The sequence below is a fragment of the Pseudomonas sp. FW305-7 genome (genome assembly GCF_058786735.1).
The window spans coordinates 40,202-55,629 of record NZ_JBYSZA010000013.1 but is presented as its reverse complement, the minus strand read 5'-3'; the positions used below and the strand labels follow the sequence as shown (position 1 = coordinate 55,629).

Genomic DNA, 15,428 nt, shown 5'->3' with positions numbered 1-15,428 from the left:
TTTCCAGCGTTCTGAAGTCAGTCATCGCTGGCAAGCCAGCTCCCACAGGTCTTTGTGCTGAGCTAAAAAATATCATTCCCCCAGAAATGACTAAGCCCGGCCGAAGCCGGGCTGTGCGCTTTACAACTGCAATCAGCTGATGGCAGCGGATTGGGTGCGGTCGTAACCGTCAGCTGCGAAAGTGGCCGAGCCGGTACGGTCATAACCGTCCTCAGCGAAGGTGGCGGAACCGGTGCGGTCGAAGCCGTCTTCGGCGACCGTGGCCGATTGAGTGCGATCATAGCCATCGGCAGCCACCGCGGAGCCCGTGCGGTCGAAACCGTCGGCAGCAAAAGTGTTGGCAGCCAGTACAGACAGGGTCAGCGCGAGGATCAGTTTGGTTTTCATGTTCGTTACTCCGGATTCGTTGGCGGGTGTGTCTTGCATGGGGTTCATGCTACGCCAACTATATTGATTAAAAAGCGCAAAATAATGCTAAAAACCATCGATTAAATAGATATTAAGAGCGACGCATTGAAAGGCTTCCATCATCAGGAGCGAACGTCGCGCAGGTAATCGATCAGGTGAGCACAGGATGAAAGCTCAGCATTAACCGCTGATTAATCGCTGTTTTCGTTGTGTGACAGATTTTTCATAGATTCCCGACCGCTTTTTCACGCGCGCAACGCCAGTCTGCCCACGGCCAGAAAACCAAGAACCGGCCGTCACACACTGGAGCGTTCCCTGCGATGAATAAACTTCCTCAAATCACCTTGGCCTTCTGGGTCATGAAAATCTGCGCGACGACCCTGGGGGAAACTGCGGGGGATTTGCTGTCGATGACGCTCAACGTTGGCTACGCCATCAGTTCGCTGATTCTGATCAGCGTGTTCGTCCTGACGCTGATCAGCCAATTGATGGCCAAGACCTACAAGCCGCTGCTGTACTGGATCGTGATTTTGTCCACCAGCACCGCCGGCACCACGATGTCTGATTTCATGGACCGCACGCTGGAGCTAGGGTATGCAACGGGCTCGATGATCCTGATTGCAATTCTGCTGGCGATCTTTACGGCGTGGCGCCTGAGCGGTGATTCGCTCAACGTCAGCAAGGTGCAGAGCTTTCGCGGCGAGATGTTTTACTGGATGGCGATTCTGTTCTCTAACACCCTCGGTACAGCGCTCGGCGATTACCTGGCCGATGATTCGGGGCTGGGGTTTGCCGGTGGTGCTTTGCTGATCGGCTCGACCATCGCGGTGGTCGTGCTGCTCAAGTACTTCACGAAGATTTCCACAGTGGTGTTGTTCTGGGTGGCATTCGTGTTGACCCGGCCGTTCGGTGCGACCTTGGGTGACTTGATGACCAAGCCCCATGAGAAGGGCGGGCTGGACTTCGGCACCATCGGTTCGTCGGCGGTGCTGGCGGGGATTCTGCTAGTGATGATTGTGGGTGCATCGTATGCGCAGAAGCGCTATGGCAAGCAGCAGGTTGCCGAGTTGACTTGATACCGGGTTGCCTCATTCGCTGGCTTGCCAGCGATGAGGCCATGACAGCCACCCTTGCAGTGGCTGCCGAAACCCGATCAGTCAGTGACAATGCGCGAATGTTTCTGGGTGTCCTTCATGGTCACGTACACCAGCAGCGACACGGCAATACACGCCGTCACGTACCAGTAATAACCGGTTTCCATGCCAATGCTCTTGAACCACAGCGCGATGTATTCGGCAGTACCGCCGAAGATCGACACGGTCAGTGCATACGGCAGGCCGACGCCCAGTGCGCGGATTTCAGTCGGGAACAGTTCGGCCTTCACCACCGCGTTGATCGAGGTGTAGCCGCTGACAATGATCAGCGCCGCCATGATCAGGAAGAACGCGCCCCACCAGGTCTGGATGGTGTGCAGGGTCATCAGGATCGGCACGGTGAAAATCGTCCCCAGCACGCCGAAAGCGATCAGGATCGGGCGACGACCGATCTTGTCCGACAGGCCGCCGATGATCGGTTGCAGGCACATGAACAGAAACAGCGTGGCGGCAGAAATGGTGGTCGAGTCGGAGATGCTCATGCCGACGGTGTTCACCAGGTACTTCTGCATGTAGGTGGTGTAGGTATAGAACGCCAGGGTGCCGCCCATGGTCAGGCCGACCACGGTCAACAGCTCTTTGGGGTGACGCATCAAGGTGCGCATGGCGCTTTCCTTGGACTTTTCTTTCTTGGTGAACGACTCGGTTTCTTCCATGCCGCGACGCAGGTACAGCGCCACCACTGCGCACAGTGCGCCGATGGCGAACGGGATACGCCAGCCCCATGCATACAGCTGTTCAGTGGTCAGCACGTTCTGCAGCACGATCAGTACGCCCAGCGCGATGAGCTGACCGGAGATGAGGGTCACGTACTGGAAGCTGGAGAAGAAGCCGCGACGTTCCTTGGTCGCCATCTCCGAGAGATAGGTGGCCGAAGTCCCGTACTCGCCGCCGACCGACAAGCCTTGCAGCAGACGGGCGAACACCAGCAGGATCGGCGCGCCGATGCCGATGGTCTCGTAGTTCGGGCTGAGGGCGATCAGCAGCGAGCCGAAGCACATCAGGTAGACCGAGGCCATCAAGGCTTTCTTGCGACCGACCTTGTCTGCGTACAGGCCCATCAGCCAGCCACCGATCGGGCGCATCAGGAAGCCCACGGCGAAGATCGCAGCGGTGTTCATCAATTGTGCGGTGGAGGAGCCGGCGGGGAAGAATGTCTTGGCGAAGTACAGCGAGAAGGCGGCATACACATACCAGTCGTACCACTCGACCATGTTGCCGACGGAACCGCTGAAGATCGATTTGATCCGGCTGGCGGTGGTTCTTTCTTTGGCCGGCACGGCAGCCGACCCAAGTGGCAGGGCGTTGGAGTTATCCATTGAAGGATCCTTCGTTTAATTGTTTTTGTGGAGCGCGTGGGAACGCAGCCTGCTGGGGCTATAGCAGGAGGTGTGCCAACGGGGAGAGGGGCGTTTTAGAGGGGGCAGCGGAATTGACTGAGCGGAAATCCGCTTATCGCAGAGTGTCTATGAGCGAAATATCGCTTACTTCGATCGTTCCCACGCTCTGCGTGGGAATGCCTCAACGGACGCTCCGCGTTCGGCTCTAGAGGGGACGCAGAGCGTCCCAGGCTGCATTCCCACGCGGAGCGTGGGAATGATCAATACTGCAAAAATCAGTTGCCTGGAACAAACATCTCCCGACTCAACCCATGCCGCTGCATCTTTTCATTGAAGGTCCGGCGCGGCAGTTGCAACTCTTCAAGCACCGCTTTCACATCGCCCTTGTGCCGGGTCAGTGCCGCGCGCAAACACTGCGCTTCAAACGCTTCCTGCTGCGCCGCCAGCGACTGGCCCGGGTCAATCCCCGGCGCCGGCTCATCAAGCCCCAGCACCTGGCGTTCGGCAACGTTCGCCAGTTCGCGCACATTGCCCGGCCAGTCGTGGCTGAGCAGGTGGCTCAACTGGCCGCCAGTCAACGGTGGAAAATTACGCCCCAGACGCTGCGCCGCACTCTGGGCGAACGATTCGAACAACAACGGAATGTCCTCACGGCGATCCCGCAACGGTGGCAGCCGCAGTTCGGCAACGTTCAAACGATACGCCAGATCTTCGCGAAAACGCCCGGCCCGCGCTTCGTCGAGCAGATCGGGTTTGGTCGCAGCGACGATGCGCAAGTCAACGCGAATGCTCTGGTTCGAGCCCAGGCGTTCGAGTTTCTGCTCCTGCAACACTCGCAACAGTTTTACTTGCTGGGCCAACGGCATGCTTTCGATCTCATCGAGAAACAGCGTGCCGCCATCGGCGTATTCCAGTTTGCCGATGCGCTTGCCGGAGGCGCCGGTAAACGCGCCGCTCTCATGGCCGAACAGTTCGGCTTCAAACAATTGTTCAGGAATCGCAGCGCAGTTCAGCGCCACAAACGGCTTGTCCGCCCGTGACCCGAAATCATGCAGGCAACGGGCAACCAGTTCCTTGCCGCTGCCGGTTTCGCCACGGATCAGCACGTTGACCGGCAACGCCGCCAGATCCAGCACCTGCCGGCGCAAGGTCTGCATGCCACGGGACACGCCGAGCAGCGTCGCATCGAGTTTCGCGCGGTTGTCGGCCTGCTCGTGCAGGGCGCGGTTTTCCAGGACCAGCCGGCGTTTTTCCAGGGCCCGGCGCAAGCTGCCGAGCAGGGTTTGCGGGCTGAACGGTTTTTCCAGAAAGTCGTAGGCGCCGTCGCGCATGGCTTCGACCGCCATCGGCACATCGCCGTGCCCGGTGAGCAGAATTACCGGCAAGTCGGCCTCGCGGCGCTGCACTTCGGCCAGCAGTTGCAGACCACTGAGGCCGGGCATGCGCACGTCGCTGAGGATTACCCCGGCAAAGTGCGCGGGCAGGGCGGCAAGGCATTCTTCGGCACGGCTGAACAGCTGCACCTCGAAACCCGAGAGGCTCAGCCATTGCTCGACCGCATTGCGAATGCTGCTTTCGTCATCGACCACCATCACCGAGTTGAGCATCAGATATGCGCCTCCAGATCAATCGGCAAGGTCAGGGTGAACACCGCGCCGCTCGCGCCATTTTCCACACTCAGGCGTCCGCCTGATTCATGCACGATGGCGAACGAAACCGCCAGCCCCAGCCCCAGGCCATCGCCCACAGGCTTGGTGGTGAAGAACGGATCGAACACCTGGCCCAGATGTTCGTCGGGGATGCCGCCGCCATTGTCGCTGACACTCAGGCGCCACAGTTGCTCGTCGGCTTCCAGACGGATTTCCAGACGTTTGCACGGTGTGCCCTGCATGGCATCGAGGGCGTTGCGCAGCAGGTTGATCAGCACCTGTTCCAGGCGGATTGCATCGCCGCGCACCCACGCCGGACGGGTCAGGTGCAGCACCAGACTGACCTGTTCGTCATGCAGGCGCGCGTCGAGCAAGTGCAGAGATTGATCAACCACTGTCGCCAGATCCAGGCGTTCGCGCAAACCGCCGGGGCTCTTGCGGGCGAAGGTTTTCAGGTGGCCGGTGAGGGCGGCCATGCGCGTGAGCATGTCGTCCACCGGTTTCAGCGCCTTGTAGGCATCATCGACGCGGCCATGCTCGAGCAGCAGCCGCAGCGTCGCCAGTTGCATGCGTTGAGCCGTCAGCGGTTGGTTGATTTCATGGGCGAGGGCGGCGGACATCTGCCCGAGGGCGGCGAGTTTCGCCGACTGCACCAGGCCATCCTGCGCGGTGCGCAGATCGCGGGTGCGTTCCTCGACCAGCCGCTCCAGTTCTTCGCGGTTGCGCTGGCGGACTTTCGACAGGCGCCAGCGCTGATTGAGAAACAGCAGCAGAAACACCAGCGCCAGCCACACGCCGGCAGCCGCGAGCCCGGCGTTACGCAGGTCCTCGAAGGCCACTTGCGGACGGCGCAACAGATGCAGCGTCCAGCCTTCGGCCGTCAGTGGCAGCGACTCCCACAGATAATCCGCCGTACCTTGCGGGCCTTCGACGCGGCGCAGATCGCTGTTGTCGTCGAAGCTGCGCAGGGACAAATGAGTCAGTTGCACCAGCGACTGTTTGTCGTACTGGCGGGTGGCTTTGATCTCGGCCATGTCGCTGGCGGTCAGCGGCCGCAAGGCGCGATAACGCCAGCCGGGCTGGTTGGCAATGAAGATGATTCCGCGCGCATCGCTGACCAGCAGGGTGTCGTTGCCCTGGCTCCATTCGCGTTCCAGCTCGGGGAATTCCAGCTTGACCACCATTGCCCCGAGGAACTGCTCGTTGTCGCCCAGCACCGCACTGGAGAGGAAGTAGCCGGGAATCCCGCTGGTCACACCCACCGCGTAAAAACGCCCGGTGCCCTGGGTGCGGGTCTGGCTGAAATAGGGGCGAAAACCATAATTGTGGCCGACATAACTGCTCGGCAGACGCCAGTTGCTCGCGGCCACCGCAAGGCCGCTGTGATCGAGCAGTTCAAGGGTCGAGGACTGCGCTGCGCCGTTGATCTTTTCCAGTTTCAGATTGAGTGCGTTCTGTTGTTCGGCGTCGACCGGACCTGTCAGCGCCGAACGCAATTGCGGGTCCAGCGCCAGTACGGCGGGGAGGGCGCGATAGCGGTCGATCAGGGTGTGCAACGAATTGGCATAGAGCGCCAGTTGCTGGTTGGCGCGGGCCGCGTCTTCTTCCAGCGCCTGACGTTCGGCGTGGCGAATGGCAAGCGTGGCGGCCACAGCCGCACCGGCGATGATCAGCAGGGTATACAACGACAGACGCAAGGTACGGGAAGTCGGCAGCATGCTGGGTTAACGGTGGCAGTTCGGGCGGGCACGATAGCATGGGCGGGCGGAGTCTCCCACGCATGCTCGACTCGGCAGTTCTGCCATTTGGCAACCGTTTGTCATGGAGTGTGATCCTGAACTCAATGACGATCGTTTGAGCGTTTGAGTTCACGTGCCTGCTTCATCAGGAAGCGGTTATCCGTGGTTGCGTCCTGCCTCATCCAGGACACGGTTGTCCGGGTACTTTCAATCATGCCGAGTACAACCTTGGTCTGTGCTTGCTGGTCTCGGCGCACGATCAGTTGGGAGCCTGAACTCACCGTAGGTTGATTCAAGTGGACAAACGCCTTTTCGGCATTTGCCGAGCGTTGTCTGACCGCCAACTCCCAGCTGTCCAGCAACTTTTCGATCTTGAGCAATTTGGCCGGATCCAGACCGGTCTTGATGTCCTCGGCTTCCTGTACCCGCGAGCCCATGCCCAGCGCTACGTTGACCCCCGGCACCACTGAACCGACGACATTGTTCAGAAATATGCCGATAAATGTCTGTACCCAGGCCCTCGGTTCACTTGAGGTGTCGATACCGAGTTCGCGATCAATGGCTTGCACCGTCATTTTCGACGTTTGCGGAATCAATGGGCCGATCAGGCGTGCGCTCGGAATGACTTGACCGAATACCGCCCCGGCAATTTCGGCGCCGATGTTTCCGCCTACCAGGCCTTGAGTAAACATGGGCTTGCTTTGATTGGTGAAGTTGGCCACATGTGGATCGTCGGGCAGGAGAAAGTCGAAGGCCTGGCTACCCAAATAGCCGCCGATAAAGCCGATAGCTGCATTGATGGATTCGCCCACCAGATTCTTCAGCAACGACTGACCGATTTTTTTCTTGTGAGCAACGGCATCCATTAGATCCATCATGCTGGAGGCATAGTTGCCGAGACCGGTAATGAACGTTGAGTAATCGACAATGACGCGCTCTTCCTTCTGTTTGCCGTGTTGATCCACATACCTCAGCGGATTATTCCCGACAAACCCATACAGATTCAGCCCGTCCACATCCCCTGCCGGGTCGGCACTTACCCAGCGTTGCAGCCACGGTGCGTAATAGCGCGCGCCATAGTAGTAGAGACCGCTGACGTCCATTTCCTTGCCGGAATAACGCACGAACTTATAGCTGACCTCGATCGCGGCAGCCATCCACGCCGTGGCACCGAACGGGTAATAGCCTTCTTCGCTGATCGTTTGCGCGTTGTGATCCAGTTCCATCGAACAGGATCCCAAATGATCCTCGAGGCTGTAGCGCAGTTGATTGTTGTCGATGTCGGCGGGAGGCGCTTTTGCCCAATGCAGGCAGCGCGCATTGCCGACGCTGATGACGTGCAGTTCTTCGCCGTTGTCCTTGCTGCGGATTTCCAGACCCGGCAGGTAGCGCACCTGAGCAAAATGTCCGGCGCCGCCGCTGAAGGTTTCATGGCGTTTGAACACCCGTTGACCCTGGCTGTAATGGTAATGCTCGGCATCATCCTGACCCCCTTCGCGGTGGATCAGCGTCACGTTTTGCAGTTCGTCGCGGGCGTTCCATTGCAGGGGCTGACCGGGTTGCACAGCCAGCAGGTTGCCGTGGCGGTCGAACAATGTGTCGAAGACAGGTTCGGCGTCGCCCGGTTGCCAGCGCACGCCACGGTTGCTGGTCGGGTCAATGCGCATCTGGCGGGTGTAGCTGGCGCCGGCTCGCACATGCACCAGTTCGGTCAGGTTGCCACCGGCGTCGTAGGTGTAGGTCTGGGTGTAGTTGAGGCGGTTGTTCGGATCGGTGGGCTGCGGTAGCCCCGGAATGTCCGAGAGCGGCCCGTCGTCGTAACCGCTGGCGCTGATCAGCCGGTACAGCGAGTCGTAGCTGAAGTCGCGGTGGCCGTCGACGAGTTGGTTGGCAAACCAGATTGGCTGGAAGGCGTGGTCTTCGATACGGGTAATGTTGCCGGCCGGGTCATAAAAGTATTCGAAGTCTTGCAGAGCCTTGGCGTCTTTGTGGCTGGACTGGCTGCGCAAGCGACCATTGGCCGGATCGTAAGTCCAGCGGCTGCGCACCCCGTTGCCCGCCAGTTGTTCGATGATCTTCCCCTCGGCGTTGTACTGCGCGTCGAGCAATACCTCTTCGCTTTTGGTCTTGCCATTGACCAGCAGTTGCACCTGCCTGAGCTGCCCGGCCAAGCCATAGTTCGACTGCTGGCGATGGTCGCCCGCATCGATCTGTTCCAGCACCGCCCCCAACGGATTGAACACGCGCCGACTGGTGAAAGCTTCGCCATCGAGAAATGAACGGGTTTCGCTCAACGGCTGGCCGGACAAGGCATAGCCATTCAGGCGTAACGCGCCGGACGGATCCTTCTGCTCCAGTAATTGGCCGCGAAGATTGAGTCCGGCATCGGCGCTGGCATCGGCGTAAATGAAGCTATCGACATCGGTTGCATCACGGCCCTCGACCGCCACCACGCGCAACTGATCATCGAAGGTCGAACGCCAATGACCGCCGCGTTCGTCCCAGCGCTGCAGCGGCTCAGCGGCCAGCCCCGGCAGGCTGAGGCGCCAGCCGGCGTCGACACTGGCGACTTTCAGTGCCTCGCCGGCCAGACCGTAAACCGTTGAGAGATTGGGCGCGGGCAAACGCGGATCCCATTGCTCCACCAACCGCCCATTCACGTCGTGGCACTGACGGCTGATCAGGGCCGTTACCTCTGCGCCCGCGACACTGCGCAAATAGCCGACCTGACGAATCGGCAGGCCCCGGCCATCACTCACCGCGAGTGAGGGCGTGCGCGAATGCACGGTGGCGGTCAACGCCGTGATCTCCGTTGTGACGGCACCGCTTCAGCGGTGTCGTTGAAGTCTTCGCTGGCGTGATACCACGGATGATACGTCTCGCGGGAAAAGTCACCCTTGGCGTTGAGCAGTTTGACCGCGCGCCCCAGCGGGTCGTAGAACAGTTGATCGTAGTGACCCAGCGTGTGCAGCGACTGGTCATTGATATAACCGTGGGCGTTGGTAAAAAACGGTCGGAACTGACGCACCGCCAGGCCTTTGTTGTTGTATTCGATGCGCTCGCTGATGCGCCAGCGCGGATCGGCATGGACTTCAACGAACTGACCGTCCTCGACAATCAACGAGCCGTCAGCGTCCACCGCATAAGCCAGGCCCGGGTCGGCCAACTGCTGGTTTTGCAGCGCTCGACCAAAACCGTCGACGCAGGCCTTGGTGATCTGGATCTGCGCCTTCACGGGGTCATCGGGGTAACGGTCGGCGCTGAGGACAACGGTGTGCACCGGTTCGCGACGGGTCGTGACGATCACCTCGCGCAATGCCTGTTCTGCCGCCGTCAGTGTGGCGAGCCCAGTGAGTCGTCGGCGGGCGCTGGCACGAATGTAGCCGCTTGGCAGGATGTCACCGCTGGCGAGCCATTCGCCGGCGGCAGGGCTGTCGGTCGGGCTCATTCCCATCCAGCTGAACAAGTCCTTGCGCAGCGTACTGGCAGCTTTTTGCACGGCATCGTGTGGCTTTTCTATCGCTGGATCGGGGCGATGATCCTCCGGACGCACGTAGTTGCTCAACGTTTCGAAACCCGCAGCCTTGCCGTATTCAGTGCCGTGGAAACTGGTCGCCAGCGGCTGGCCGGAAGGTTCGTAGATCGCCTCCTCGATATTGTCGTTGGCATCGGTGATCGTCAGCGGTTGCAGTGCGTGATAGTCGTAGGTGACCCGGGTGGTGCAGCCATTCGGCAACACGACCTGGGTGATCGCCAGTCGGTAATCATCGTATTCGGCGGTGGTGAGCCCATGGCTGGGGGTTTCGCGGTAGCTGCGCACCTGATGAAAACCTTCGATATCGGCGTAATCGGCGAAACCGAAGTTGGATGACCACAGATTTTCTTCGGCATCGTCCGGCTCGGTCTCGAACCGCAACCGCATCGGCGTGTAACCGATATTTTTCAGTTCATCTCGGATATTGAAGGGCGGCGGCAGAACGTCGTAAGCGTCCAGCGCCGTCTTGTCCAGTTGCGCCAGTTCCAGCGGCCCCGCCAGTGCTTCGAATTCGGCGTCACCGTCGTCCAGCGGCAAACCGTCGGAGCTTAGATAACGCTGCACCGACTGCGTCGTCAGCACCCGCTGAGTGTTCCAGTGCGGCGAATCCTGATGCAGCGCGAGTTGCTCGAAACTCACTTCAACCGGGGACAATCCTTCAGGCAGGGTGCCTTTTGGCAACACCAGCGCATTGCCGCGCTGTTGCCACGGCAAGCCCAGACGCCATTGCTGGAGATTGCTGGTCAGGTTGATGTATTGCGCACGGGTTTCGCTCAGGTAGAACGATTGTTGCGCCTCGTCATGGGCGTCGCGCCACCACTGTTGTTCATCCGGGTCGCTGAACGGCGGTTGATCACGTTCAGTCAGCCTGCGCGCATAGCTGACTGCCAATGCATGAGTCGACAGGCCGTGGTCGTTCCAGCGCAGATTGACGTCGTGGCGACACAGCGGATCGTCAATGAAACGGTCGTACTGGTAGCTGATTTTCTCCAGCACCAACGGCAGCAACACGGCGGCCGCAGAGTGACCTTGAGGTCGGACTTCACGCACCAGATAGCGCCGTTCTTCCACGGCATAGGGTGTAGCCATGCCCGGCAAGTCCATGTCCGCATCGGCATAAGTTTCTATGCGCGTAATTGAGCCAACCAGCGCCCGGGCGATCTGGTACTCACTGTCGGCGTCATGGGGGGCGATCGGTTCATCTATTTCGTCACCGGCGTGGTAGCGGCTGAACAATGTTTTGCCCAGCGGCACGGCATGCGGGTCTGCATTGAAATAGCCGTCACGCTGGCGATCCAGCGCTTGCCCGGTGTGGAACCAGGTGCACACCCGCACCGGTGCGCTGAAGCCGACGTCGTCATCCGCCGTGGCGCTTTCGCTATCGGTTTGCTGCAACCGGCCGAAGCCGCGGAACTCGCGCTCCTTGCTGTCGTAAACAGCTTCGCGCCAGGTAAACGCCTGGGTCAGACAGTTGCCAGTGATCTCATCCAGTTGCTGTTGTTTTTTGACCACTGCCACCGGAAACGGCAGGTGGGAAACCGGCAGACGTTTCAGCTTGAGGAATCGTTGTTTTTCATCCAGCCATTCCTGAGCCGAACTGCGGTAGACCACGCTGGTACTGCAACCCATGTTGTTATTGCTGGCGGTCAGCAGATAAGGCTTGGCCGCGACAAAATCGTAGCGCCAATGCTCTGGATTGATGTGCGGCACCGTCAGGATCAGGCTGGCGCAGCCCAGGCCTTGCAGGTCGGCGAAACTCACCTGGCTGAAGCGGTCGTAACGCACGCCTGCGGGCCAGGGCACGATGACCGGGATCTGCTCCAGGCCGTTGCCACCGCGATTCAGGTAGATCTCGAACACATCCGACTTCAGATAGATCAAGGCCGGTGCACCGGAGCCGTCGAGGTCGGCAAGGCGTACCCGTGCCGAATCGAACTGCTCGTAGGTGAAGGGCAGGGAGCTGATCTTGCGGCCTTCGCCAAACCGGCCGTGGCCCAGGTTCGGCCAGCAGGTGATTTCGTCATGGCGAATGCGGCACAGTTCGGGCATGTCGCTGCCCAGCAGATTGCCCAGCAGCACCAGCTCGGTGGGCGAGTTGCTGAATAACGGCAAGCGGTCGTGGGCCGGGGTATGCGACACGTCTTCGGCGCGGGCGAAACCTTGTTCACGCTGGCTGGCGTAGAGGCGAACCGCGTGCGGACCGATCAGGGCGATGGAGCTGAGACCGTCACCGCTGAGATCACCCAATTGCGAAAGGGTATTGAAGAACTCCAACGGGAACGCATTGAAAGGCACGAAATCGGCGAACTCGCGTTGCGCCTTCAACGTGCGAAAACCGCTGGCGCCCGGTTGTGCGGTGATCCAGTCGAGGCGGCCATCACCGGTCAGGTCGGTGAGCAGCTGCTGGACCGGACGGCTGCGATCGGCAACCGGAATCCTGTCCAACGCTGTCCACGGCCCATAACCGATTTTGTCGCTTCCGGCGTCTGCACGCAGCGGCTCGCGGTAGTACCAGCATTGGTCATAGCGACAGAGAAACCCCGGTACGCCTTCACCGTAGAGATCAACGCACTGGTACAACCCGCCATCTTCAATGCCTGGCTGTGTGTCCATGGCGAACAGGCGTGTCGGGGTTTTATTGATCTCGAACGCGGAGTAGTCAAACTCCACCGGCGGGGTATTTTCCACGGCGCCGCTGGCATCGAAGGCCTGATAGTGGGCGGCGCTGATCTGGCTCTGGGTCCATTGAGTTGCGCTTTGTGGATTTCGGTACTCCAGCAACAGGCGTCGTACCAGCACCGGTTTGCCACGCAGGCTCACCGGGAAATGGTGAAACATCAGCACTTGCCGACAAAGCCTGCGGGTGCCGACTGCAAAGCCCTGGCCAAACGTCGAAAAAGGGTCCGGGCGAACTGGCCAGGGTAGCAAGGTGTCGCCGTCATACACCGGGACTTCCGTCAACGATGCGCTGCGTTCGCCGTAGTCGAAGATCAGCTGGAAATGCCAGTTCAGCTGCGCAGGCTGTTCCACTGTCCAGGCGTACAAATCCTTGCTGGCGGTGAAGTTGCCGTAACACACCCGCTCCAGATAGCGTTGGGCACGGTAGTCGTGAATCGGGTCGGAGTCCTGGTCATCGGCTTTGTAAGCGAAACAGATGTGCTCACCGTGGGTATTCATGCTTTCGCAAAGCAGCCAGCTGCCGATCCTGGTTTGATCATCCGGATCGGCACGACGTGAGTCAGGCGTCTTGCCATACAGATGCAACGAGCCGTCGGCGCCATGGATCAGCCAGAAGGGCGGCTGATCCTTCGTCGGTTGCCATAGCTCGCGCAGGGCAAAATCGCTTTCCACCCGGGGCCAGTAACGCACCACGCGGTGTGAGCCGATGTCCTCGCCGCCGTAATGGGTTTCGAGGCGCGACTTGAGCGAACCATCAGCCTCAAGTTCGGGCATCCACTCCTCACCGTCGGCGCCGATGATTTCATCGTGTTCGGTGTAGCGTGGCACGCCTTTGTTGGTGCGCCGGCTGATCTGCCCCAGGCCGAGATTCCAGCCGATACCAAACGGGCCGTTGCCGGTCTGGCTGCTGTAGGTCAGCGACAATTGCGGATCCCAGCCACGCCCGGCGGACAGGGGAATCGGCAGCTCGAACGACGCAGCACCCGTCGGGCCGACGGCGCCCCAACTCTTGCCGATGGTAGCAATCGATGAGCTTTTGGCGATGGAAGGCGTAGTGATGCTCAGGTCTTGATCGGCCATGGTCCTGTCCGTTGCGCACGCAGTGATCGGGGGTGGACTGACGCTATCAAGAACCGGGCGGCGCGTAACCTGTCAGATCTGACAGGTGCGCAAGACCGTTTTGTATGCTTTGTCGCGGTTTTTATCGCCAAAGGGCTTATGCAAGTGCGGGCACAAAAAAGGCCGGCTCGTCGTGGGACGGGCCGGCCTTGTTTTTTACGGTTTAAGTGCTTACTGCACTTCTACCGCCAGGCTTTCGCTGATCTTCTGTTGCCAGATCGCAGGGCCGGTGATGTGTACCGATTCACCTTTGCTGTCCACCGCGACGGTGACCGGCATGTCCTTGACCTCGAACTCGTAGATCGCTTCCATACCCAGCTCGGCAAACGCCAGCACCTTGGACTTCTTGATCGCTTGCGCAACCAGGTAAGCGGCGCCGCCGACAGCCATCAGGTACACGGCCTTGTTGTCCTTGATCGCGTCGATGGCGGTCGGGCCGCGCTCGGATTTGCCGATCATGCCCAACAGGCCAGTCTGCTCAAGGATCTGCCGGGTGAACTTGTCCATCCGCGTTGCGGTGGTCGGGCCAGCCGGGCCAACCACTTCGTCACCGACCGGATCAACCGGGCCAACGTAGTAGATGAAGCGACCTTTCAGGTCGACCGGCAGGGTTTCGCCCTTGTTGAGCATCTCGACCATGCGCTTGTGCGCGGCGTCGCGACCGGTGAGCATCTTGCCGTTGAGCAGGACGGTTTCGCCCGGCTTCCAGCTCTGCACGTCTTCCGGGGTCAGGGTGTCGAGGTTGACGCGACGGGCCGACGGGCCGGCTTCCCAGACGATTTCCGGGTAGGCGTCCAGTGGTGGCGCTTCCAGCGAGGCCGGGCCGGAACCGTCGAGCACAAAGTGCGCGTGACGGGTGGCGGCGCAGTTCGGGATCATGCACACCGGCAGCGAGGCGGCGTGGGTCGGGTAGTCCATGATCTTCACGTCGAGCACGGTGGTCAGGCCACCGAGGCCCTGGGCGCCGATGCCCAACTGGTTGACCTTCTCGAACAGCTCCAGACGCATTTCTTCGATGCGATTCTGCGGGCCACGGGCCTTCAGTTCGTGGATGTCGATCGATTCCATCAACACTTCCTTGGCCATGACCGCGGCTTTCTCGGCGGTGCCGCCGATGCCGATGCCGAGCATGCCCGGTGGGCACCAGCCGGCGCCCATGGTCGGAACGGTCTTCAGCACCCAGTCAACGATCGAGTCGGACGGGTTGAGCATGGCCATTTTCGACTTGTTTTCGGAACCGCCGCCCTTGGCCGCCACGTCCACTTCCACGGTGTTGCCCGGGACGATGGAGTAGTGAATCACGGCAGGGGTGTTGTCCTTGGTGTTTTTACGAGCGCCCGCCGGGTCGGCGAGGATCGAGGCACGCAGGACGTTTTCCGGCAGGTTGTAGGCGCGACGCACGCCTTCGTTGATCATGTCGTCCAGGCCCATGGTGGCGCCATCCCAGCGCACGTCCATGCCGACACGCACGAACACGGTAACGATACCGGTGTCCTGGCAGATCGGGCGGTGGCCGGTGGCGCACATGCGCGAGTTGATCAGGATCTGCGCCATCGAGTCACGCGCCGCTGGCGATTCTTCGCGCAGGTAGGCTTCGTGCATCGCCTGGATGAAATCCACCGGGTGGTAATAGGAAATGAACTGCAGGGCGTCGGCAACGCTCTGAATCAGGTCGTCTTGCTTGATCACGGTCATGAGTCGCGCTCCTCTAAAAGACGGGAACATTCAATAAGGTGCCTGCGGCTTGGGTGCATCGGTCGGTCGCAAGCACCTTTCAAGGCACGCCGGGGCTGCTGGCGCGACGC

Annotated in this window: 8 protein-coding genes; 1 reads left to right on the top strand and 7 read right to left on the bottom strand. The window is 60.3% G+C overall.

What is annotated here, in order from left to right; translation table 11 throughout:
* Window positions 1-132: 132 nt before the first annotated feature.
* The gene (locus tag AC3WMT_RS16830; RefSeq protein WP_103306413.1) at window positions 133-387 is read right to left on the bottom strand and encodes a hypothetical protein; all 255 of its coding nucleotides are present in this window, start codon (window positions 385-387) and stop codon (window positions 133-135) included.
* A gap of 341 nt (window positions 388-728) precedes the next feature.
* Between AC3WMT_RS16830 and AC3WMT_RS16825 the strand changes: the two genes are divergently transcribed.
* Window positions 729-1,484 (top strand): COG4705 family protein, encoded by a 756-nt coding sequence (locus tag AC3WMT_RS16825; RefSeq protein ID WP_103306414.1) that lies wholly within the window; start codon window positions 729-731, stop codon window positions 1,482-1,484.
* Between the two features lie 77 nt (window positions 1,485-1,561).
* Here the strand turns inward: AC3WMT_RS16825 and AC3WMT_RS16820 are convergent, their stop codons facing one another.
* The 6 genes from AC3WMT_RS16820 to AC3WMT_RS16795 form a co-directional block, all read right to left on the bottom strand.
* Window positions 1,562-2,881 (bottom strand): MFS transporter, encoded by a 1,320-nt coding sequence (locus AC3WMT_RS16820; RefSeq protein ID WP_103306415.1) that lies wholly within the window; start codon window positions 2,879-2,881, stop codon window positions 1,562-1,564.
* A gap of 296 nt (window positions 2,882-3,177) precedes the next feature.
* Entirely contained in the window at window positions 3,178-4,509 is a 1,332-nt protein-coding gene (locus tag AC3WMT_RS16815) for a sigma-54-dependent transcriptional regulator (RefSeq protein ID WP_103306416.1), read from the bottom strand.
* On the bottom strand, window positions 4,509-6,269 hold the full coding sequence (locus AC3WMT_RS16810) for an ATP-binding protein (protein WP_103306417.1): 1,761 nt from the start codon (window positions 6,267-6,269) through the stop codon (window positions 4,509-4,511). The genes AC3WMT_RS16815 and AC3WMT_RS16810 overlap by 1 nt, the downstream gene beginning before the upstream one ends.
* Before the next feature lie 122 nt (window positions 6,270-6,391).
* Window positions 6,392-9,088: an RHS repeat domain-containing protein gene (locus AC3WMT_RS16805; RefSeq protein WP_103306418.1), complete on the bottom strand. Its 2,697-nt coding sequence runs from the start codon at window positions 9,086-9,088 to the stop codon at window positions 6,392-6,394.
* Window positions 9,085-13,584, bottom strand: coding sequence for a SpvB/TcaC N-terminal domain-containing protein (locus AC3WMT_RS16800; protein ID WP_103306419.1), 4,500 nt, complete (start codon window positions 13,582-13,584; stop codon window positions 9,085-9,087). Before AC3WMT_RS16800 ends, AC3WMT_RS16805 begins: the two co-directional genes overlap by 4 nt.
* 210 nt (window positions 13,585-13,794) lie before the next feature.
* Entirely contained in the window at window positions 13,795-15,318 is a 1,524-nt protein-coding gene (locus tag AC3WMT_RS16795) for a fumarate hydratase (RefSeq protein ID WP_016773454.1), read from the bottom strand.
* Between the last annotated feature and the right edge of the window lie 110 nt (window positions 15,319-15,428).

Bases quoted from the DNA above. Each gene is read 5' to 3' on its own strand.
- AC3WMT_RS16830 (WP_103306413.1), bottom strand. From the start codon at position 387: ATGAAAACCAAACTGATCCTCGCGCTGACCCTGTCTGTACTGGCTGCC.
- AC3WMT_RS16825 (WP_103306414.1), top strand. From the start codon at position 729: ATGAATAAACTTCCTCAAATCACCTTGGCCTTCTGGGTCATGAAAATC.
- AC3WMT_RS16820 (WP_103306415.1), bottom strand. From the start codon at position 2,881: ATGGATAACTCCAACGCCCTGCCACTTGGGTCGGCTGCCGTGCCGGCC.
- AC3WMT_RS16815 (WP_103306416.1), bottom strand. From the start codon at position 4,509: ATGCTCAACTCGGTGATGGTGGTCGATGACGAAAGCAGCATTCGCAAT.
- AC3WMT_RS16810 (WP_103306417.1), bottom strand. From the start codon at position 6,269: ATGCTGCCGACTTCCCGTACCTTGCGTCTGTCGTTGTATACCCTGCTG.
- AC3WMT_RS16800 (WP_103306419.1), bottom strand. From the start codon at position 13,584: ATGGCCGATCAAGACCTGAGCATCACTACGCCTTCCATCGCCAAAAGC.
- AC3WMT_RS16795 (WP_016773454.1), bottom strand. From the start codon at position 15,318: ATGACCGTGATCAAGCAAGACGACCTGATTCAGAGCGTTGCCGACGCC.